A 20,418-nucleotide genomic window follows, 5' to 3' on the forward strand; every position below is an offset into this window, starting at 1 on the left:
TCAAAATTCTGTTTTTACCAGCGCGCTTTCAGCAGGTTCGGCTGAATACCATTGATCGAATGGGTATTGCTGAACGGCTGCTTGATGCCTGCTTCGAATTCGTCGCGGAAATATTTAATCGCGCTTTGCAGCGGCTCGACGGCGCCCGGTGCGTGGGCACAGAAGGTTTTACCCGGCCCTAAGAATCGACACAGTTGCTCAAGTGTCTCGATATCGCCAGGCTGGCCTTCGCCACGTTCGATAGCACGCAGGATCTTCACGCTCCACGGCAGACCATCACGGCACGGTGTACACCAGCCGCAGGACTCGCGGGCGAAGAACTCTTCCAGGTTACGCACCAGGGATACCATGCCGATCTCATGGTCGACGGCCATCGCCAGCGCCGTACCCAGACGGCTGCCTGCTTTACCAATGCTTTCGAACTCCATTGGCAGGTCAAGGTGGGCTTCGGTCAGGAAGTCCGTCCCTGCCCCACCCGGCTGCCAGGCTTTGAATTTCAGGCCATCGCGCATGCCGCCGGCGTAGTCTTCAAGAATTTCGCGTGCGGTGGTGCCGAACGGCAGCTCCCAGACGCCAGGGTTCTTCACGCGACCGGAGAAGCCCATCAGCTTGGTACCGGCATCTTTGCTTGAGGAGATGCCCTGATACCACTCCACGCCGTTCGCGAGGATCGCCGGGACGTTGCACAGGGTTTCGACGTTGTTGACGCAGGTCGGTTTACCCCACACGCCGGAGCTTGCCGGGAACGGTGGCTTGGAGCGCGGGTTCGCGCGGCGGCCTTCCAGGGAGTTAATCAGCGCGGTTTCTTCACCGCAGATATAACGCCCGGCACCGGTGTGCACGAACAGCTCGAAGTCAAACCCGGTGCCCAGGATGTTTTTACCCAGCAGACCGGCTTCAGTGGCTTCGGCAATCGCGCGACGCAGGTTTTCAGCCGCTTCGATGTATTCACCGCGCAGGAAGATATAGCCACGGTACGCTTTCAGCGCGAACGCGGAGATCAGCATGCCTTCCACCAGCAGGTGCGGCAGCTGTTCCATCAGCAGGCGGTCTTTATAGGTACCCGGCTCCATTTCATCGGCGTTACACAGCAGGTAACGGATGTTCATGGATTCATCTTTCGGCATCAGACTCCACTTCAGACCGGTGGAGAAGCCCGCGCCCCCGCGGCCTTTCAGGCCAGACTCTTTCACCGCGTTAACGATGTCGTCCGGCGCCATGCCGCCAAGGGCTTTACGCGCGCCGGCATAGCCGTTTTTGCTCTGATATTCGTCGAGCCAGACCGGCTGTTTGTCATCACGCAGACGCCAGGTCAGCGGATGCGTCTCAGCAGTACGAATTACAGTTTTCATTTGTACTGCTCCAGCAGGTCAGGAATCGCTTCCGGCGTCAGATGGCTGTGAGTGTCCTCATCAATCATCATGGTCGGCCCCTTGTCGCAGTTACCCAGGCAGCAGGTTGGCAGCAGAGTAAAGCGTCCGTCGAAGGTGGTCTGGCCCGGCTTGATATTGAGTTTCTTCTCAATCGCAGCCTGAATGCCCTGATAACCGGTGATGTGGCAGACCACGCTGTCACAGTAGCGGATCACATGGCGGCCTACCGGCTGACGGAAGATCTGGCTGTAGAACGTGGCTACGCCTTCTACGTCACTCGCCGGAATACCCAGCACTTTCGCGATCGCGTAGATCGCCCCATCCGGCACCCAACCACGCTGTTTCTGTACGATTTTCAGCGCTTCAATGGACGCCGCACGTGGGTCTTCGTAGTGGTGCATCTCGTGCTCAATGGCGGCACGCTCTGCTTCACTCAGCTCAAAAGCCTCGGTTTGTGGTTGTTGATTCTCGTGCATAATTAGCGGTCCACATCTGACATAACAAAATCGATACTACCCAGATACACAATCAGGTCGGAGACCAGACTGCCGCGAATGGCGGCCGGGATCTGCTGCAAGTGCGCGAAGCTTGGCGTACGCACGCGGGTGCGGTAGCTCATGGTGCTGCCGTCGCTGGTGAGGTAGTAGCTGTTGATACCCTTGGTCGCTTCAATCATCTGGAAGGATTCCTGTGCTGGCATGACCGGGCCCCAGGAAACTTGCAGGAAGTGGGTGATCAGGGTTTCGATATGTTGCAGCGTGCGCTCTTTCGGTGGCGGCGTTGTCAGCGGGTGATCCGCCTTGAACGGGCCTTCCGGCATGTTGTTGAGGCACTGCTCAAGGATGCGCAGGCTCTGGCGCAGCTCTTCCACTTTCAGCATCACGCGGGTGTAGCAGTCGGAAACGCCGCCGCCAACCGGGACTTCAAAGTCGAAGTTCTCGTAACCAGAGTAAGGACGGGCTTTACGCACGTCGAAATCAATCCCGGTCGCACGCAGGCCAGCACCTGTGGTTCCCCACTCCAGCGCTTCCTTCGCGCCGTAGGCAGCAACGCCCTGGGAACGGCCTTTCAGGATGGAGTTACGCAGCGCGGCTTTCTCGTAAGACGCCAGACGTTTCGGCATCCAGTCGAGGAATTCACGCAGCAGACGGTCCCAGCCGCGCGGCAGATCGTGCGCCACACCGCCGATGCGGAACCAGGCCGGGTGCATACGGAAACCGGTAATCGCTTCCACCAGATCGTAGATTTTCTGACGGTCGGTAAAGGCGAAGAAGACCGGCGTCATCGCGCCGACGTCCTGAATGAACGTGGAGATGTACAGCAGATGGCTGTTAATACGGAACAGTTCAGACAGCATCACGCGAATCACGTTAACGCGATCCGGGACGGTGATGCCTGCCAGTTTCTCAACGGCCAGCACGTATGGCATTTCGTTCACGCAGCCGCCGAGGTATTCGATACGGTCGGTGTACGGAATGTAGCTGTGCCAGGACTGACGCTCCCCCATCTTCTCGGCACCACGGTGGTGGTAGCCGATGTCAGGCACGCAGTCGACAATTTCTTCACCGTCAAGCTGAAGGATAATACGGAATGCACCGTGCGCAGAGGGGTGGTTTGGACCGAGGTTGAGGAACATGAAGTCCTCGTTTTCGGTGCCGCGCTTCATCCCCCAGTCTTCCGGCTTGAAGGTCAGCGCTTCCATCTCCAGATCCTGCTTGGCTTTGGTCAGCTCAAACGGGTCGAATTCAGTGGCGCGTGCCGGGTAGTCTTTACGCAGCGGGTGGCCGGTCCAGGTCTGCGGCATCATGATGCGCGTCAGATGCGGGTGGCCGTCGAAGGTCATGCCGAACATTTCCCAGGTTTCACGCTCGTACCAGTTGGCGTTCGGGAAAAGTTTGGTGATCGTCGGCAGATGCATGTCGTTTTCAGACAATGCCACCTTGAGCATGATATCCGTGTTGCGGTCTATTGAGATCAGGTGGTAGAAAACGGAAAAATCCGCAGCAGGGAGACCCTGGCGGTGCGTTCTCAGACGTTCGTCCATGCCGTGTAAGTCAAACAGCATGACGTAAGGTTTTGGCAATTTCTTGAGGAAATCGACAACTTCCAGTAATTGCTCACGCTTCACCCAAACAACGGGTACCCCGGTGCGGGTGGCCTGAACAGTAAAGGCATCCGGCCCAAAACGGTTGCGCAGTTCGCCAATGACGGGGTCATCGAGATGATCCCGGGTCTGCCAGGCGGCTTCTTGCGCGGTTAAGTCGGTCATATTGTTCACCATTGCAAATGGTCCGTGGTGACTGTTAAGCCTGGCTTCGCGCTATTTGAGTAGTGATATGCGAAGGTGTTCTCCAGGCCCACAGGCGCAAATTAAATTTCGTCAGGCGTACGCAGGTTGGTGACGGCAATACGTTCACCACGTTTACGCTCGCGCTCAGACTGCATGTTCGCGCGATAGACACCCTGATCGCCAACAACCCATGAAAGCGGGCGGCGTTCTTTACCAATTGACTCCTGGAGCAGCATCAGCGCCTGCATATAGGCCTCTGGACGCGGCGGACAGCCCGGGATGTACACATCTACCGGAATGAACTTATCAACGCCCTGCACAACGGAATAAATGTCGTACATACCGCCGGAGTTTGCACATGCGCCCATGGAGATAACCCATTTTGGCTCCAGCATCTGGTCATAAAGACGCTGAATAACCGGTGCCATCTTGGTAAAGCAGGTCCCGGCCACCACCATCAGGTCAGCCTGACGCGGAGAAGCACGCAGTACCTCGGCCCCAAAACGCGCAACGTCATGCACCGCAGTGAATGACGTCACCATTTCAACGTAGCAGCAAGAAAGGCCAAAGTTGTATGGCCAGATGGAGTTCTTACGACCCCAGTTGACCATGTCGTGCATGGCATGTTCGAGCTTGCCCATGTACACGCTTTTGTTGACTTCTTGCTCCAGGGGGTCGGTTACGATCTCCTGTTTTTGCAGGGGGTAACGGTCATTCTCACCGTTAGGATCTATGCGGGTGAGCGTATAATCCATCTTATTGCCTCGCTGTTACTGCTGACGATTAGAGATACTGTTTTCCGGGTTGATGTGTTCACGGCGTGAACGCACAGGTGTCCAGTCCAGCGCGCCAATACGCACCAGATAAACCAGACCGGCCAGTAACACTAAAATGAAAATTGCGGCCTCGACAAAGCCCACCCAACCACTTTCGCGAATGGAGGTAGACCACGCGAAGAGGTAAAGCGCTTCCACGTCAAAAATGACGAAGAACATGGCTACCAGGTAGAACTTGGCAGACAGGCGTAAGCGAGCGGTACCTACTGAATCAATACCTGATTCGAAAGGTGTGTTTTTGTGCCTTGCGCGGGCGCGACCGCCCAGGAACCAGCCGCCGACTAACATCAGGCAGCACAGGCCAATGGCTACAATAAGAAAGATTGCGAATGCCCAGTGATGAGCGATGACTTCTGTGGATGTTGACATACTCATTGCTTACTCATCAAAAGTGATACCGACGACACTGCTCTTGCTGGCAGATGGGCATCACATCGATTCATGGGGAGGAACAAAATAACCTTACACTAACTGTCAGAAATGAGACATAGACAGCAAAATGATGGGGTTTTTTACTCCTTTCTATAACCTTTTGTCAACTTTAACAAAAGTTTCTTCACATTAAATTACAACGTGCGATTCTCATTAACATTTGGTGCCCTTTAACCCTGGTGGGTACATGACTTTCCGTCAAATGCATCTTGTTGAATCGTGTCCGTTTTGGAAGTAAAAAAAATAACCCTCCTATTTTGACAGGATTTGCCAACGATTCCTCCCCCCAAATGGGAGTATTTTCTTGATCTGAGACACGCTTTTGTTAATTCAATCAAAAAAACAGCAACATATTTCCTGTTTTTTTAACATCGGCGGGGTATGAGGTAAGTTAGAACAGGTATTGTTTACATCTTAACCAAAAACATTTTCTGCATTGATAAATAAGCGGTATTTGCTTTATCCCTGCTCCGTTCACGGTTATGAATAGCAAAAAAAACCACTCGCAGGAAAAAATCATGCGAGTGGCTCTTTTTTGCACTTACATTTTGTTACGAGAATTTTGAGGGAATGATCACTCAAAATCCCCTTCCACGATCAGGGAGTCGTCCCCTCCTTCGGGAGTAACAGGCGCGTACTGCCATGGATTGTGGTAGTTTTCCATTGCCTCGAACACCACTTTTGCCAGCTCGTTGTTGCTGGCGGCGTTATGGCACAGCAGGTACTCCGTATCCGGCAACGACGGGAGTCCCTCGGATTGACCCAGCACACGCAGATCGGGGCTCATCATCTCCACCGGACGGGCCGTTACGCCAAGCCCGGCCTTCACCGCCGCTCGCACTGCGGGCAAGGTTGACGCCACGTACGCCAGGCGCCATGGAATACCGGCTTCGTTGAGCGCAGCCAGCACCATATCGCGGAACGGACTCGGATCGTCCAGCAGGACCAGGGGTATCGGCTCACCTTTCTGCAATACATACTCCGCGGCACAGTACCAGTGCGTTGGAGAAGTACGCAGCGTCAGGCTGTCAAACTGGCCAGGTCGATGCGTGGTGACCACCAGGTCAACCTCGTTTTCTTTCAGCATCTCAACCATGAAGGCATTGCGTTTAACGCTAACGTCCAGGGCAAGCTTCGGATAAACCGAGCTAATTCGGTTGAGAAGGAAGGGTAAAATGGTATCTGCTGATTCATCTGACGCCCCTAATGTTAACACTCCCTGAAGGTTGCTAAACATTAATGACATACAGGCTTCATCATTAAAGCGCAGTATCTTTCTGGCATAACCCAGAAGCTGAATACCATGTTCTGTTAAAAGCTTATTACGTCCATGACGCGCAAAAAGCTCTTTACCAACCAGTTGTTCCAGCCGCTGCATTTGCTGACTCACGGCGGACTGGGTACGGCAAACGGCGGCAGCAGCTGCTGCAAAAGTGTTGAGATCGGCGACCGCAACAAACGTTCTCAGCAGATCGAGGTCGAGATTCATTATCGGACGATTTGCATTTATCATATCTTTTCACTTTCAGGTTGCTCGTGCGGAGCTGCCCGGGTTGAAGCTGTGTGTAACAGTTAAGCAATTCCTTCTGAAGAGTTTCCCTCGCATCCCGGCCCGGCAGACTGCCTGACAGATAGTTATTGTACTGCGGTATATCACCAGTCAGAAATCACGTTTCATGACGTTATTTTTATTCTCTTGCGTCCAGGATATTTCGTTGTTTGCAGGTCGATGTTAATACCATAAAGAGTAAGACATGTTTTCTGCCATCTATATCGCAGCGTTGGCAACGTAGCAAGATGTGACTTACCCAATCAGCCAGAGATAACTTTAACAATAACAATCGATTAATACAGGAAAGCAGTATCCGATATACGTAACAGGCCTATCGCTATGCTGCATTCCCGAAACACATCTTAACCCAAATCCACTATATTTATAAGTCTTATTGCAATATTAAGGATTTACCGCCAATGATAAGCAACTACACTCTTTTTATTAAAATTAACGAAAGTTGCATTTTCGTCGTTAATAATAAATAAAGTTTAATTTAGATTCAGGCCATTCATTAATAACCCTTAACATTAATTTCACATGAGTAACTTTTAACCTGGCTTTGCTAATATGGCAATCGGTATCTCAGCATTCAGGTTTTACGAATGGTCACTCAGAGGGACTAATGCATCAGCCCGAATCGTCTTTTTATTTATTCCAGAATAATATTCATCTTTATATGAAATTTTTAGCACAAACAACCCAACACCCCTCTTTATCACGATAAATTCAGGCACAAAATCACTCCGTCGTTAGAGTAAGCGATCACCGCGGCATTGCCCGGTTGGACGAAATCTTCTTCTGTGCGCCCTTCAAAACGAAGCGCGGTGGGAGTACATTGTTCCGTGCTCACTTCCACGGCAGGAAGTTGCAATAATAGCGAAAAGGTTAAAGGTTCATGTCCCCTATCGAAAAATCCAGCAAGCTCGACAACGTCTGTTACGACATCCGTGGCCCGGTACTCAAAGAGGCAAAACGCCTTGAAGAGGAAGGCAATAAGGTTCTGAAACTCAACATCGGCAACCCCGCGCCATTTGGTTTTGAAGCGCCGGATGAGATCCTGGTGGATGTGATCCGCAACCTGCCCACTGCACAAGGCTACTGCGATTCAAAAGGGCTTTATTCCGCCCGTAAAGCCATCATGCAGCACTATCAGGCTCGCGGTATGCGCGACGTCACCGTTGAAGATATCTACATTGGCAACGGTGTCTCGGAGCTGATCGTTCAGGCGATGCAGGCGCTCCTGAACAGCGGCGATGAAATGCTGGTTCCTGCCCCGGATTATCCGCTGTGGACGGCTGCGGTGTCCCTGTCCAGCGGTAAAGCGGTGCACTACCTGTGCGACGAATCCTCTGACTGGTTCCCGGATCTGGATGATATTCGCGCCAAAATTACCCCGCGCACCCGGGGTATCGTGATCATTAACCCGAATAACCCGACGGGTGCGGTCTATTCAAAAGAGCTGCTGATGGAGATCGTCGAGATCGCCCGCCAGCACAACCTGATCATCTTTGCCGACGAGATTTACGACAAGATCCTGTACGACGCGGCGCAGCACCACTCTATCGCCGCGCTGGCACCCGATCTGCTGACGGTCACCTTTAACGGACTGTCTAAAACTTATCGCGTTGCCGGTTTCCGTCAGGGCTGGATGGTACTGAACGGTCCGAAAAAACATGCGAAAGGCTACATTGAAGGGCTGGAGATGCTGGCATCCATGCGTCTGTGCGCCAACGTACCGGCGCAACATGCGATCCAGACAGCTCTCGGCGGCTATCAAAGCATCAGCGAGTTTATCGTTCCAGGCGGCCGCCTGTATGAACAGCGCAACCGCGCATGGGAATTGATTAATGATATTCCGGGCGTCTCCTGCGTGAAGCCTAACGGCGCGCTGTATATGTTCCCGAAAATCGACGCGAAGCGCTTCAATATTCACGACGATCAGAAAATGGTGCTCGACTTCCTGCTACAAGAAAAAGTGCTGCTGGTTCAGGGGACGGCGTTTAACTGGCCGTGGCCGGACCACGTGCGTATCGTGACGCTGCCGCGCGAAGACGATCTCGAGATGGCCATCAGCCGCTTCGGGCGCTTCCTCTCCGGGTACCATCAGTAACGCTGGCTTTCCGCCGGGTAGCGCTGCGCTTACCCGGCTTCACCATCCGCAAATTTGCATCTTCCCTCCCCTCCCCGCACAATGAAGTCTGTCGCAGTGAAGACATAAGGTAACCTATGAGTCAGAGTCATTTCTTTGCCCACCTCTCCCGCCTGAAACTCATCAACCGCTGGCCGCTGATGCGCAATGTGCGTACTGAAAATGTGTCTGAGCACAGTTTGCAGGTTGCCATGGTCGCGCACGCGCTGGCCGCGATTAAAAACCGCAAATTCAACGGGCAGGTGAATGCCGAACGTATCGCCCTGCTGGCGATGTATCACGATGCATCGGAAGTGCTGACCGGGGATCTGCCTACGCCGGTGAAATATTTCAACTCGCAGATTGCCCAGGAATATAAGGCCATTGAGAAGATTGCCCAGCAGAAGCTGATCGACATGGTGCCTGAAGAGCTGCGCGATATCTTCGGGCCGCTGATCGATGAGCATCAGTATACGGAAGAGGAGAAATCCCTGGTTAAGCAGGCCGATGCGCTGTGCGCCTACCTGAAGTGTCTGGAAGAGTTATCCGCCGGGAATAACGAATTTTTACTGGCAAAAACGCGTCTGGAAAAAACGCTGGAATCCCGTCGCAGCGAAGAGATGGACTACTTTATGCGCGTGTTTGTGCCGAGCTTCCATTTGTCGCTGGATGAGATTAGCCAGGATTCGCCACTCTGATTTTCGCCCAGCGGCGCTGCGCTTGCAGGGCCTACGGGGTTGTAGGCCGGGTAAGGCGTTGCCGCCACCCGGCAAAATGCTCAGAACGGAAACAGGACCGGTATCAATACCACGCACACCACCATCACCAGCACGGTGAACGGCACACCCAGCTTCACGAAATCACTGAACCTATAATTCCCGGGCCCCAGCACCAGGGTATTGACCGGGGAAGAGACCGGCGTCATAAATGCCGCGGACGCCGCCATCGCAACCATCATCGCAAACGGATACGGCGAAACGCCCATCGATTTTGCCATCGCCAGCGCAATGGGCGCCATCAGCACCGCCGTTGCGGTATTGGAGATGAACAAACCAATGGTGGCGCACATGACGAACAGGCAAACCATCATCAGGTACGGACCATATCCCCCGCCCGCGTCCATTAAGCCTTTCACGATCAAATCCACCCCGCCGGTTTTCTGTAGCGCCAGGGCGAAGGGCATCATCCCGACGATGAGAATGATGCTCGGCCAGTGAATCGCTTTGTAAGCGCTTTCGGCGTCAATACAGCGGAATTTGCCCATTAACAGACAGGCGATTATCGCCGCCACCGGGTTAGGGATCTCGTCCGTCAGCATCAGCGCGACCATCAATACCAGGCAAAAAATCGCATGAGGCGCCTGGCTGTGCGCCGGTGATGCATCGTTCTCTTCAATCGGCATATTCAGCACCACAAAATCGCGGCCTTTCTGCCCGAGCTGGCTAATCAGTTTCCAGTTGCCGACCACGAGGAAGATATCCCCCAGCAGGATCGGCTCATCCACCACCGCCCCTTCAAGGGCTACGCCATCGCGCTTCAGGCCCACCACGTTGAGGCCATAGCGGGTACGAAAGCCGATTTCACGCACGGTTTTGCCCAATAACTCCGATTCCGGGATCAGCGACACCTCGGCCATTCCCACATCCAGCGCCTGGTCAGAGAAATACTCGCCGCGCAGGACCATCGGCTCCAGCAGCTGCTCGCTACAAAACTCCCGCAGATCCACGTCTGCGGTGGACATATCAATCAGCAGGACGTCACGCGCGCGAAACTCTGACACCCCGTTCACGTTAACGATCACCCGACGAAAACGACGCCAGCGCTCAACCCCGATGACGTTCGCGCCATAGCGTTCGCGTAGCTTAAGGTCATCCAGCCGCTGCCCCACCATAGGCGATCCCGGGCGGATAGCCAGACGTCGGGCACGCCCGGTCAGACGATACTCTTTAATCAGATCGCGGAAAGAGCGCCGCTTCCAGCCCTCTTTGGCTTTATCCTGCTTCTCCCCTTTCAGCGCGAAACGGGTCAATAGCATATAGATAATGCCCATCACCAGTACCACCAGCCCGATCGGCGTAACGCTGAAAAAGCTAAACCCCTCAAGCCCCTCACGGATCAGTTCGCTGTTCACGACGAGGTTCGGCGGCGTTGCGACCAGCGTCATCATGCCGCTGATGAGCCCGGCGAAGCTCAACGGCATCATCAGCCGCGACGGGGAGATCTGCATCCTCATGCAGACGCTCAGCACGACCGGAATAAAGATGGCCACGACGCCCGTAGAGCTCATAAACGCGCCCAGCCCGGCGACCGTCAGCATCAGGTAAATCAGCATTTTGGTTTCGCTGCTGCCCGCCACCTTAACCAACCACGACCCCATCATCGTCGCCACGCCGGTGCGTACCAGCCCGTCGCCAATAATAAACAGGGCGGCAATCAAAATAACGTTGGGATCGCTAAACCCGGAAAAGGCTTCCGGCAGGGAAAGGGTACCGCTCAGAACGAATGCGACAATCACAAACAGGGCGACGGCATCCATGCGCACCTTGCCCGTGGCAAAAAGAATGATGGCGATTAACAGCAGGCTCAGGACCCAAATCAGTTCACCGTTCACAACATGTCCTTGTCAGTGGAGGAGAAGCAATTCTGCCATAAAAAAGCCCCGGTAATGCGGGGCTATATCATGGGATTACATTTTTAGCGAGACGGTTACAACTCCGTCTGACGCCTTCGAGACGTCGATGGCGGTCAGGGTGTTAAGCACGAAATCCGCCTCTTCCAGCCGGGGGGAACCCGCCGGGACGTTAACGGCAATGACGTGGCTTCCGGCGTTCAGCCCGGCCAGCACGCCTGCCGCCGCGTCTTCCACCACCACGCACTCCGCTGGCGCCAGGCCGAGCAGTTCAGCGCCGAGCAGAAACGCATCCGGTTCAGGCTTGCCGCGCTTCACGCGCTCAGCGGTAATGAAGACGTCCGGCGTCGGTAAACCTGCCGCCTTATGACGGGCATGCGCGACGGGAACCGAGCCGGAGGTGACGATAGCCCACGGGATCTGCGCTTCATTCAGGTGCTCAAGCAGTTCACGCGCACCGGGCAGCGCGGTGATGCCTTCGGTATCGGTAGCTTCAATCTGCTCAAGATAGCGGAACTCCGCCTGAATCTCTTCCTCAGAACGTCCCGCAAGGAAGTGCCGCAATGAGGTAATGGCCTGTTTGCCATGGATGAAATTCAGTACGTCCTGATGGTCGATGCCGTGCCGGTCGGCCCAGTGGCACCACGAGCGCTCCACCACCGGTAGCGAATCCACCAGCGTACCGTCCAGATCAAACAGAAAACCTTTACACTGCACACACACCTCCGTCAGGCATTAATGATTTGTTGAATTTCGTTGCTGCTTAAATGGTACTGACGCGGACAGGCGTGCCACGCGCTCAGCATACGTTGATACTTATCCCACATCGGGGTCTGGGCGTTGAAGCCGTGCGTACCCGCATCAAAATGGGTGTAACGCCCTTCGGTATTCACCATAAAGCGTACATAGCTCAGATAGCGCGCTTCCGTCGCAGCATCAAAGCCCAGGAACGTCACGCGGCGCTCGTCAATGGTCTGCTGGTCCTTCAGATTGGTCCAGGACACATGCAGCGCATGGTACATCTCCATGATGTCGATAACGATACGGCAGGTTTCCTCTTTCAGTTCGCCAAATTCGCGATCCAGTTCGCGCATCTGCAAGCCAAAACCACGTTCAACAATGGTTTGCAGGCGGCTGTAGCGCGCAGCGTTATCGGGATCAAGCATAGTCATCATCTTGTACTGGTTAGACAAAATCAGACGTTGAGCATGGGTCATTTCCATCTTTCGACTCCTGTAGCGCATTGCACTGTAAAAAAAAGACACGGTAACTGATTGTTACTGTGCCTTCTTTTGGTCGTCGTTTCGATGATCAATCACAAGTCATCGAGGAATGTTTTATCAAGCTGTTTAAACGCACGCTTGAGGGTATCCGCCAGCGCCTGATAGTCTGGCTTGCCTTCAACCGGTGCCAGCGCCTGGCCCGCCTCCTCCAGTTTTCCACGCACTTCATAAAACCAGTGTAAAACAGAAGGCGGAAGTGGCGTGACGGAACGTTTGCCTAACCACCATAGCCCCTGCATCGGCAGGCTTAACGCAAAAAGCGCCGTCGCGACGGCAGGGCCAAGCTGTCCACCTAACGCTATCTGCCAGCACAGGGTAAAAACGGCAATCGGGGGCATAAAGCGAATCGCATAGCGCGTGGCGCGAATAGTGCGATTTTCAATAAACATGGGCGCGAGGCGCTTTTCCATCGGCCATGTCTTTGCGTAATGCTGTCCCCGACGAAACAGACTAAAAAAGTTCACGGACGGGATTTCGGGTGTCGACATGGCTGTACCTCAACTTCACATATAAAAATTAAAATTTTCGTGCAAAACCACAACAGGCTATGACAACGTTCAAAATATTTTGTCATCGCTACCCCGTATCGGGTATCCTGTGCCAGCCTGATAGGGCCGTAGACGATAAGCGTTAACTCGTCAAATTATCGCATATTATGCCATTGTCTGAAAAATGTTCAAAATGGCTTAAAATCATAGGTATTTCTTCCATCCTGCCAGAATGTTTGTTTGGCATGATGTTAATCATAAATGTCTGGGTCAGCATGCGTTACGCTTTTAGACTCACTGACGTTTTTTTAGCCACGTATCAATAATAGGTACTTCCATGTCGAGTAAGTTAGTACTGGTTCTGAACTGCGGTAGCTCCTCACTGAAATTCGCCATCATCGATGCGCTCAACGGTGACGAGTACCTCTCTGGTTTGGCCGAATGTTTCCATCTGCCTGAAGCACGTATCAAGTGGAAGATGGACGGCAGCAAACAAGAAGCGGCTTTAGGTGCAGGCGCCGCTCACAGTGAAGCGCTGAACTTTATCGTTAACACTATTCTGGCACAAAAACCAGAACTGTCTGCTCAGCTGACCGCAATTGGTCACCGTATCGTCCACGGCGGCGAAAAATACACCAGTTCCGTGGTAATCGACGACTCCGTGATCCAGGGTATCAAAGACTCTGCGTCTTTCGCACCGCTGCATAACCCGGCTCACCTGATCGGTATCGCTGAAGCACTGAAATCCTTCCCGAGTCTGAAAGACAAAAACGTGGCCGTGTTTGATACCGCGTTCCATCAGACCATGCCGGAAGAGTCTTACCTCTATGCCCTGCCATACAGCCTGTACAAAGAGCACGGCGTCCGTCGTTACGGCGCTCACGGCACCAGCCACTTCTATGTGACTCAGGAAGCCGCAAAAGTGCTGAACAAGCCGGTTGAAGAAGTCAACATCATCACCTGCCACCTGGGCAACGGTGGTTCTGTTTCCGCTATCCGCAACGGTAAGTGTGTTGACACCTCTATGGGTCTGACCCCGCTGGAAGGTCTGGTGATGGGTACCCGTTCCGGTGATATCGACCCGGCGATCATCTTCCACCTGCACGACACCCTGGGCATGAGCGTTGACGACATCAACAAAATGCTGACCAAAGAGTCTGGCCTGCTGGGCCTGACCGAGGTCACCAGCGACTGCCGTTACGTTGAAGACAACTACGCAGAAAAAGCTGACGCTAAACGTGCAATGGACGTTTATTGCCACCGTCTGGCGAAGTACATCGGTTCTTACACCGCGCTGATGGAAGGCCGTCTGGATGCTGTTATCTTCACCGGCGGTATCGGTGAGAACGCGGCAATGGTACGTGAACTGTCCCTGGGCAAACTGGGCGTTCTGGGCTTCGAAGTTGATCATGAGCGTAACCTGGCTGCCCGCTTCGGCAAGTCTGGCTTCATCAACAAAGAAGGCACCCGCCCTGCTATCGTTATCCCAACTAACGAAGAGCTGGTCATCGCGCAAGACGCGCACCGCCTGACTGCCTGATTCCACACCGCCAGCAATGCTGGCGGTGCTGTTTTGTAACCCGCCCAACGCGGCGGTAACGAAAGAGGATAAACCGTGTCCCGTACTATTATGCTGATCCCTACCGGAACCAGCGTCGGCCTGACCAGCGTCAGCCTCGGCGTGATCCGCGCTATGGAACGCAAAGGCGTTCGTCTGAGCGTCTTTAAGCCTATCGCCCAGCCACGTGCCGGTGGCGATGCGCCAGACCAGACCACCACCATCGTTCGCAAGAACTCCAATCTGCCAGCGGCTGAACCGCTGAAGATGAGCCACGTTGAATCTCTGCTCTCCAGCAACCAGAAAGACGTGCTGATGGAAGAGATCATTGCCAACTACCACGCAAACGCGCAGGACGCGGAAGTGGTGCTGGTTGAAGGCCTGGTCCCGACCCGTAAACACCAGTTTGCCCAGTCTCTGAACTTTGAAATCGCGAAAACCCTGAACGCAGAGATCGTTTTCGTGATGTCTCAGGGCACGGATACCCCAGAGCAGCTGAAAGAGCGTATCGAACTGACGCGCAGCAGCTTCGGCGGTGCGAAAAACACCAGCATCACCGGCGTGATTGTTAACAAGCTGAACGCGCCAGTAGATGAGCAGGGCCGTACGCGTCCTGACCTGTCCGAAATTTTTGACGACTCTTCCAAAGCGAAAGTCATCAAAGTTGACCCGGCTAAGTTGCAGGATTCCAGCCCGCTGCCTGTTCTGGGCGCGGTGCCATGGAGCTTCGATCTGATTGCCACCCGTGCAATCGATATGGCGCGTCACCTGAACGCCACCGTGATCAACGAAGGCGATATCAACACCCGCCGCGTGAAGTCCGTGACCTTCTGTGCGCGCAGCATTCCGCACATGCTGGAGCATTTCCGTGCAGGTTCCCTGCTGGTCACCTCCGCAGACCGTCCGGACGTGCTGGTTGCAGCCTGTCTGGCCGCGATGAACGGCGTGGAGATCGGCGCGATCCTGCTGACCGGTGCCTACGAGATGGACCCACGCGTAAGCAAGCTGTGCGAACGTGCGTTCGCCACTGGCCTGCCAGTCTTCATGGTGAACACTAACACCTGGCAGACCTCCCTGAGCCTGCAAAGCTTCAACCTCGAAGTGCCGGTTGATGACCACGAGCGTATCGAGAAAGTTCAGGAATACGTTGCGGGCTACATCAACGCAGACTGGATCGAATCCCTGACGGCGACCTCCGAGCGCAGCCGTCGTCTGTCTCCTCCAGCTTTCCGTTACCAGCTGACCGAGCTGGCGCGTAAAGCGGGCAAACGCGTGGTTCTGCCAGAAGGCGACGAACCACGTACCGTTAAAGCGGCAGCCATCTGTGCAGAGCGCGGTATCGCGACCTGTGTGCTGCTGGGTAACCCGGATGAGATCAACCGCGTTGCGGCGTCTCAGGGCGTTGAGCTCGGCGCGGGCATCGAAATCGTTGATCCTGACGTGGTCCGCGAAAGCTACGTTGCCCGTCTGGTTGAGCTGCGTAAGAACAAAGGCATGACCGAAGCCGTTGCGCGTGAGCAGCTGGAAGACAACGTGGTGCTGGGTACGCTGATGCTGGAGCAGGACGAAGTTGACGGTCTGGTTTCCGGTGCGGTTCACACCACCGCGAACACCATCCGTCCACCGTTGCAGCTGATCAAAACTGCACCGGGCAGCTCTCTGGTCTCCTCCGTGTTCTTCATGCTGCTGCCTGAACAGGTTTACGTTTACGGCGACTGTGCGATCAACCCGGACCCAACCGCAGAGCAGCTGGCAGAAATCGCTATCCAGTCTGCGGACTCCGCGATTGCCTTCGGTATCGAACCACGCGTCGCGATGCTCTCCTACTCCACCGGCACCTCTGGTGCAGGTAGTGACGTAGAGAAAGTCCGTGAAGCGACCCGCATTGCACAGGAAAAACGTCCGGATCTGATGATCGACGGCCCGCTCCAGTACGATGCCGCGGTAATGGCTGACGTGGCGAAATCCAAAGCGCCGAACTCGCCGGTTGCAGGTCGCGCTACCGTGTTCATCTTCCCGGATCTGAACACCGGTAACACCACCTATAAAGCGGTACAGCGTTCAGCAGACCTGATCTCTATCGGGCCAATGCTGCAAGGCATGCGCAAACCTGTGAACGACCTGTCACGTGGTGCGCTGGTTGACGATATCGTCTACACCATCGCGCTGACCGCGATCCAGTCTTCGCAGCAGCAGTAATTGTAAGGTCTTGCCGGATGGCGCTTCGCTTATCCGGCCTACAGAACCGTAGGCCCGGTAAGCGCGAGCGCCACCGGGCAACAAAAAGGCGACCACAAAAGGTCGCCTTTTTTATTACAGCAACTCTCGCGCCGCCGACACAATGTCATGTGCCGTCAGGCCATACTCCTTCTGCAAGAAGTCCTGCGTACCCACCTGACCATACCGTTCCTTCACCCCCACCCGCCGCATAGGCACCGGACAGGTTTCCACCAGCACTTCCGCCACCGCCGACCCCAGCCCGTTGTGAATGCTGTGATTTTCGCAGGTCACAATACGCCCGGTTTTCTCGGCATAGTTTTTCACCAGCATCCGATCGATGGGCTTCAGGGTAAACATGTCGATGACCGCTGCGCTTACCCCCTCCTGCTCCAGCTGGCGCGCCGCCTCCAGCGCTTCCGCCACCATAATGCCGTTAGCAATCAGGGTAATATCGGTTCCCTCGCGCAGCACGTTGCCCTTGCCGATGGTGAAGGTTGACCCCGGGGCATACACGCTCGGCGCCTGTTTACGGATGGTCCTTACCCAGTAAAAGCCTTCCAAGTCGATGAGCTGACGCAGCACATCTTCGAACATCACCGCATCGGTCACCTCCAGCACCACTGAATGCGCCAAACCGCGCACGATGCCCATATCCTCAAACGACATATGCGTCCCGCCGTTGTGACAGGCCGTCACGCCCGCATCCGAGGCAATCACCTTCACGTTATTGCGCTGGTAGTCCAGGGACATAAACAGCTGGTCAAAGCAGCGACGGCTGGCAAAAGCGGTAAAGGTATGGACGAACGGCTTCCGTCCGGTGAGCGACAGCCCGGCGGCCGTCCCAATCACGTTGGCCTCCATAATGCCGCAGTTGATAACGTGCTGTGGATAATCACGCGCTACGCCGTCCATCGCCATCGAACTCATCAGATCCGCTTCGAGTGCAATGATCTCGCTCCCGGCCTCAATCTGTTTTGCCACAAAACCCGCGTAGACCTTACGCATCTCAACGGCATCTTTCTGTCCTGTCGGTGCAACCTTAATCATGTGAAGCCTCCAGTTGGCGAATCGTCTCGTTAAGCGCCGCTTTGCTCTCCCCGGTTAATCGCAGGTGATGCGAGTTGCTGAGCTGTTCCAGGTATGGCACCCCCTGCCCTTTGATGCTGTCGAGGATCACCACCCGCGGACGCGCATCGGCCTCAGGGATCGGCGCGGTCACCTCCAGCAGCGCCGGAATGTCATCCCCTTTCACCGTCACCACGTCAAAACCAAAGGCGCGGAATTTGCCTTCCAGGTCGAAGGCGCTGATGATTTCGTCCAGCTCGCCGTCGAGCTGCTGTTTGTTCCAGTCCACGAATACCGTCAGGTTGTTCAGTCGATGGTGAGCGATAAACTGGAAGGCTTCCCAGCACTGCCCTTCATTCAGTTCTCCGTCGCCAACGATGCAAAACACCCGGTTTGGCCTACCTGCCAGCTTGTGCGACAGCGCCATGCCGCCAGCGATGGAGATCCCCTGCCCCAGTGAACCGGTGGTGGCATCCACGCCGCGTGTTTTCAGGCGATCCGGGTGACTTGGCAGACGCGTCCCGTTCTGGTTCAGCGTGCTCAGCTCTTCAATCGGGAAGTAGCCCTTAATCGCCAGCGTGCTGTACAGCGCCGGCCCCGCATGGCCTTTCGACAGCACAAAGTAATCGCGCTCTGGCCAGTCCGGATCGGCCGGGTCAATTTTCATCACCGCGCCGTACAGAACGGCCAGCGTTTCAACGACTGACATGCTGCCACCGTAGTGACCAAAACCCAGCTGCGTAAGGGATTTCAGCGTCTCAAGGCGGATCTGACGCGCCAGGTCGGTTATTTCATTCTCATTCATGATTTGGCTCCGGGGTTTTCCTGCGCGTTACCGCTGGCAGGTTTGTTTTTAGCGAAGACGTTGTAGGCCACCAGCAGCGCGAACAACACAACAACCAGTCCGGTGATGGCAAGCGGCGACAGGAAGCGTGCCAGGTTGCCCAGCACAATCCCGACCGCACCAAAATCAGCGTCCGAGAAGGTCGTATTCGCAAAGCCAATTGCGCCCAGAACAGGCAGCAGCAGGACCGGCAGGAAGGTGATCAGCAGGCCGTTAGCAAAGGCGCCAATCATTGCCCCGCGGCGTCCACCGGTGGCGTTACCGAACACGCCCGCCGTTGCGCCGGTGAAGAAGTGCGGCACGACGCCCGGGAGGATCAGCACCCAGCTAAACTGACCGCAGATGAACAAGCCCACAATCCCGCCGAGGAAGCTAAACAGGAAGCCAATCAGCACCGCGTTTGGCGCATACGGGTAGACCACCGGGCAGTCCAGCGCAGGCCGCGCATTGGGCACCAGTTTTTCCGAGAAGCCGGTAAAGGCCGGGACGATTTCCGCCAGAATCAGGCGCACGCCCTGCAAGATGATGAACACGCCTGCCGCGAAGGTGATGGCCATAATGATGGCGTATACCAGGTAGTTTTGGCCGCCGCTGAAGGTGGCCTCCACGTACTCACGTCCGGCGCTCACCGCCATGATCAGGTAGATAATCATCATGGTCAGGGAGATGGAGATTGAACTGTCACGCAGGAAGCTAAGGTTCTTCGGCAGGTTCATCTCTTCGGTGGAGCGCGAGCCTTTCCCGACCTTGCTGCCAATCCAGCCGGACAGCACGTAGCCCAGCGTGCCGAAATGACCGAAGGCGATCTCATCGTTGCCGGTAATACGCTTCATATAGCGCTGCGCAATCGCCGGGAAGAAGGCCATAATCAGGCCGAGGATCAACGAACCGGTAAAGACCAGCCCGACCCCCTCGAAGCCTGCAACCGTCAGGATCACGCCGATCATGCATGCCATGTAGAAGGTGTGATGCCCGGTGAGGAAGATGTATTTCAGGCGGGTAAAGCGCGCAACAATAATATTCGCCACCATCCCGAAGGCCATAATGAGCGCGGTGGAAGCGCCATATTTCTCCAGGGCAATCGATACAATAGCTTCATTGTTGGGAATAATGCCCTGAATATTAAAGGCGTGCTCAAACATACCGCCGAGCGGATTTAAAGAGCCCACCAGCACGGTTGCGCCGCCGCCCAATACAATAAAGCCGAGAATGGTTTTAATTGTGCCTTTTACCACATCCGAAAAAGCTTTTTTCTGCGCCACCAGACCAATCAGGGCAATTAACCCGACCAGCACTGAAGGGACTTTTAAAATATCAACAACGAAATTCAGCGTTTCAAGGATAAACATATCCACCTCGCCTTATCAGGATTATTGTCTTTCGAACCAGGCGCGCAGCTGCGCTTCGAGTTCGTTGATATCGATGATATTGTTGATTACCACCAGCTGGCTTTCCGGCACGCTGGCGCTGGCGGCAATGTCTTTTGCCATTACAAACAGGTCCGCCGCGCCCGGCGTGGCCGAGGAGAGATCGGAGTGTTCAACCTCTGCCTCAATTTCCAGTTTTTTGAGCACCTTTTTAATATTCATTTCGACCATAAAACTGCTGCCCAGGCCGGAGCCGCAAATAGCCATGATTTTCATTGTTATCCCCTTTTTTGAGTAGAGTACGCCCCATCACGCTGACGCGTAATGTTGAGATGAATCGGATTAAATAA

Annotated in this window: 18 protein-coding genes; 4 read left to right on the plus strand and 14 right to left on the minus strand. The window is 54.8% G+C overall.

What is annotated here, in order from left to right; genetic code table 11:
* Positions 1-14 precede the first annotated feature (14 nt).
* The 6 genes from nuoF to lrhA form a co-directional block, all read right to left on the minus strand.
* Positions 15-1,352 (minus strand): NADH-quinone oxidoreductase subunit NuoF, encoded by a 1,338-nt coding sequence (gene nuoF, locus O1721_RS19440; RefSeq protein ID WP_003861487.1) that lies wholly within the window; start codon positions 1,350-1,352, stop codon positions 15-17.
* On the minus strand, positions 1,349-1,849 hold the full coding sequence (nuoE, locus tag O1721_RS19445; RefSeq protein ID WP_008500208.1) for an NADH-quinone oxidoreductase subunit NuoE: 501 nt from the start codon (positions 1,847-1,849) through the stop codon (positions 1,349-1,351). The genes nuoF and nuoE overlap by 4 nt, the downstream gene beginning before the upstream one ends.
* 2 nt (positions 1,850-1,851) lie before the next feature.
* Positions 1,852-3,654 (minus strand): NADH-quinone oxidoreductase subunit C/D, encoded by a 1,803-nt coding sequence (gene nuoC / locus O1721_RS19450; protein ID WP_003861484.1) that lies wholly within the window; start codon positions 3,652-3,654, stop codon positions 1,852-1,854.
* Positions 3,655-3,743: 89 nt separating this feature from the next.
* Complete coding sequence (gene nuoB, locus O1721_RS19455) at positions 3,744-4,418, minus strand: NADH-quinone oxidoreductase subunit NuoB (protein WP_003861482.1); 675 nt, start codon at positions 4,416-4,418, stop codon at positions 3,744-3,746.
* Between the two features lie 15 nt (positions 4,419-4,433).
* Positions 4,434-4,874: an NADH-quinone oxidoreductase subunit NuoA gene (gene nuoA / locus O1721_RS19460; RefSeq protein WP_003861475.1), complete on the minus strand. Its 441-nt coding sequence runs from the start codon at positions 4,872-4,874 to the stop codon at positions 4,434-4,436.
* Positions 4,875-5,505: 631 nt separating this feature from the next.
* On the minus strand, positions 5,506-6,444 hold the full coding sequence (gene lrhA, locus O1721_RS19465) for a transcriptional regulator LrhA (protein WP_017693002.1): 939 nt from the start codon (positions 6,442-6,444) through the stop codon (positions 5,506-5,508).
* 937 nt (positions 6,445-7,381) lie between these two features.
* Here lrhA and alaA point away from each other — a divergent pair.
* A complete protein-coding gene (alaA, locus tag O1721_RS19470) occupies positions 7,382-8,596 on the plus strand; it encodes an alanine transaminase AlaA (protein ID WP_003861471.1) in 1,215 nt (404 codons plus the stop codon).
* Between the two features lie 116 nt (positions 8,597-8,712).
* Positions 8,713-9,312 (plus strand): 5'-deoxynucleotidase, encoded by a 600-nt coding sequence (yfbR, locus tag O1721_RS19475; protein ID WP_003861468.1) that lies wholly within the window; start codon positions 8,713-8,715, stop codon positions 9,310-9,312.
* Between the two features lie 80 nt (positions 9,313-9,392).
* Here yfbR and O1721_RS19480 read toward each other — a convergent pair whose 3' ends face one another.
* The 4 genes from O1721_RS19480 to yfbV all read right to left on the minus strand — a co-directional run bounded on the left by O1721_RS19480 (position 9,393) and on the right by yfbV (position 13,014).
* Positions 9,393-11,225 carry an SLC13 family permease gene (locus tag O1721_RS19480; RefSeq protein ID WP_017693001.1) on the minus strand — a complete coding sequence of 611 codons (1,833 nt, stop codon included), beginning with the start codon at positions 11,223-11,225 and terminating at the stop codon, positions 9,393-9,395.
* A 75-nt stretch (positions 11,226-11,300) separates the two neighbouring features.
* Positions 11,301-11,960, minus strand: coding sequence for a sugar phosphatase (locus O1721_RS19485; RefSeq protein WP_003861463.1), 660 nt, complete (start codon positions 11,958-11,960; stop codon positions 11,301-11,303).
* An 11-nt stretch (positions 11,961-11,971) separates the two neighbouring features.
* A complete protein-coding gene (locus tag O1721_RS19490; protein ID WP_003861461.1) occupies positions 11,972-12,466 on the minus strand; it encodes a YfbU family protein in 495 nt (164 codons plus the stop codon).
* A 92-nt stretch (positions 12,467-12,558) separates the two neighbouring features.
* Positions 12,559-13,014, minus strand: coding sequence for a terminus macrodomain insulation protein YfbV (gene yfbV / locus O1721_RS19495; RefSeq protein ID WP_017383434.1), 456 nt, complete (start codon positions 13,012-13,014; stop codon positions 12,559-12,561).
* Positions 13,015-13,351: 337 nt separating this feature from the next.
* Here yfbV and ackA point away from each other — a divergent pair, with 337 nt between their 5' ends.
* Positions 13,352-14,554, plus strand: coding sequence for an acetate kinase (gene ackA / locus O1721_RS19500; RefSeq protein WP_015572267.1), 1,203 nt, complete (start codon positions 13,352-13,354; stop codon positions 14,552-14,554).
* Between the two features lie 75 nt (positions 14,555-14,629).
* On the plus strand, positions 14,630-16,771 hold the full coding sequence (pta, locus tag O1721_RS19505) for a phosphate acetyltransferase (protein ID WP_017383435.1): 2,142 nt from the start codon (positions 14,630-14,632) through the stop codon (positions 16,769-16,771).
* A 114-nt stretch (positions 16,772-16,885) separates the two neighbouring features.
* Here the strand turns inward: pta and O1721_RS19510 are convergent, their stop codons facing one another.
* From O1721_RS19510 to O1721_RS19525, 4 genes are read right to left on the minus strand one after another with little or no spacing between them, the layout of a single operon-like run.
* Entirely contained in the window at positions 16,886-17,839 is a 954-nt protein-coding gene (locus O1721_RS19510; protein ID WP_015572265.1) for a transketolase family protein, read from the minus strand.
* Complete coding sequence (locus O1721_RS19515; RefSeq protein ID WP_032648959.1) at positions 17,832-18,662, minus strand: transketolase; 831 nt, start codon at positions 18,660-18,662, stop codon at positions 17,832-17,834. Before O1721_RS19515 ends, O1721_RS19510 begins: the two co-directional genes overlap by 8 nt.
* On the minus strand, positions 18,659-20,050 hold the full coding sequence (locus O1721_RS19520) for a PTS ascorbate transporter subunit IIC (RefSeq protein ID WP_017383437.1): 1,392 nt from the start codon (positions 20,048-20,050) through the stop codon (positions 18,659-18,661). Before O1721_RS19520 ends, O1721_RS19515 begins: the two co-directional genes overlap by 4 nt.
* 21 nt (positions 20,051-20,071) lie before the next feature.
* Positions 20,072-20,344 carry a PTS sugar transporter subunit IIB gene (locus tag O1721_RS19525; protein WP_003861447.1) on the minus strand — a complete coding sequence of 91 codons (273 nt, stop codon included), beginning with the start codon at positions 20,342-20,344 and terminating at the stop codon, positions 20,072-20,074.
* Positions 20,345-20,418 lie beyond the last annotated feature (74 nt).

It is taken from the genome of Enterobacter cloacae complex sp. HYC033_NIDB, from assembly GCF_056673335.1.

Excerpts from the sequence above, each read along its gene's own strand:
- yfbV (WP_017383434.1), bottom strand. The coding sequence starts at position 13,014 with ATGTCGACACCCGAAATCCCGTCCGTGAACTTTTTTAGTCTGTTTCGT.
- O1721_RS19525 (WP_003861447.1), bottom strand. The coding sequence starts at position 20,344 with ATGAAAATCATGGCTATTTGCGGCTCCGGCCTGGGCAGCAGTTTTATG.
- ackA (WP_015572267.1), top strand. The coding sequence starts at position 13,352 with ATGTCGAGTAAGTTAGTACTGGTTCTGAACTGCGGTAGCTCCTCACTG.
- nuoE (WP_008500208.1), bottom strand. The coding sequence starts at position 1,849 with ATGCACGAGAATCAACAACCACAAACCGAGGCTTTTGAGCTGAGTGAA.
- O1721_RS19520 (WP_017383437.1), bottom strand. The coding sequence starts at position 20,050 with ATGTTTATCCTTGAAACGCTGAATTTCGTTGTTGATATTTTAAAAGTC.
- O1721_RS19490 (WP_003861461.1), bottom strand. The coding sequence starts at position 12,466 with ATGGAAATGACCCATGCTCAACGTCTGATTTTGTCTAACCAGTACAAG.
- nuoB (WP_003861482.1), bottom strand. The coding sequence starts at position 4,418 with ATGGATTATACGCTCACCCGCATAGATCCTAACGGTGAGAATGACCGT.
- nuoC (WP_003861484.1), bottom strand. The coding sequence starts at position 3,654 with ATGGTGAACAATATGACCGACTTAACCGCGCAAGAAGCCGCCTGGCAG.
- O1721_RS19510 (WP_015572265.1), bottom strand. The coding sequence starts at position 17,839 with ATGATTAAGGTTGCACCGACAGGACAGAAAGATGCCGTTGAGATGCGT.
- yfbR (WP_003861468.1), top strand. The coding sequence starts at position 8,713 with ATGAGTCAGAGTCATTTCTTTGCCCACCTCTCCCGCCTGAAACTCATC.
- alaA (WP_003861471.1), top strand. The coding sequence starts at position 7,382 with ATGTCCCCTATCGAAAAATCCAGCAAGCTCGACAACGTCTGTTACGAC.
- nuoA (WP_003861475.1), bottom strand. The coding sequence starts at position 4,874 with ATGAGTATGTCAACATCCACAGAAGTCATCGCTCATCACTGGGCATTC.
- nuoF (WP_003861487.1), bottom strand. The coding sequence starts at position 1,352 with ATGAAAACTGTAATTCGTACTGCTGAGACGCATCCGCTGACCTGGCGT.
- lrhA (WP_017693002.1), bottom strand. The coding sequence starts at position 6,444 with ATGATAAATGCAAATCGTCCGATAATGAATCTCGACCTCGATCTGCTG.
- O1721_RS19515 (WP_032648959.1), bottom strand. The coding sequence starts at position 18,662 with ATGAATGAGAATGAAATAACCGACCTGGCGCGTCAGATCCGCCTTGAG.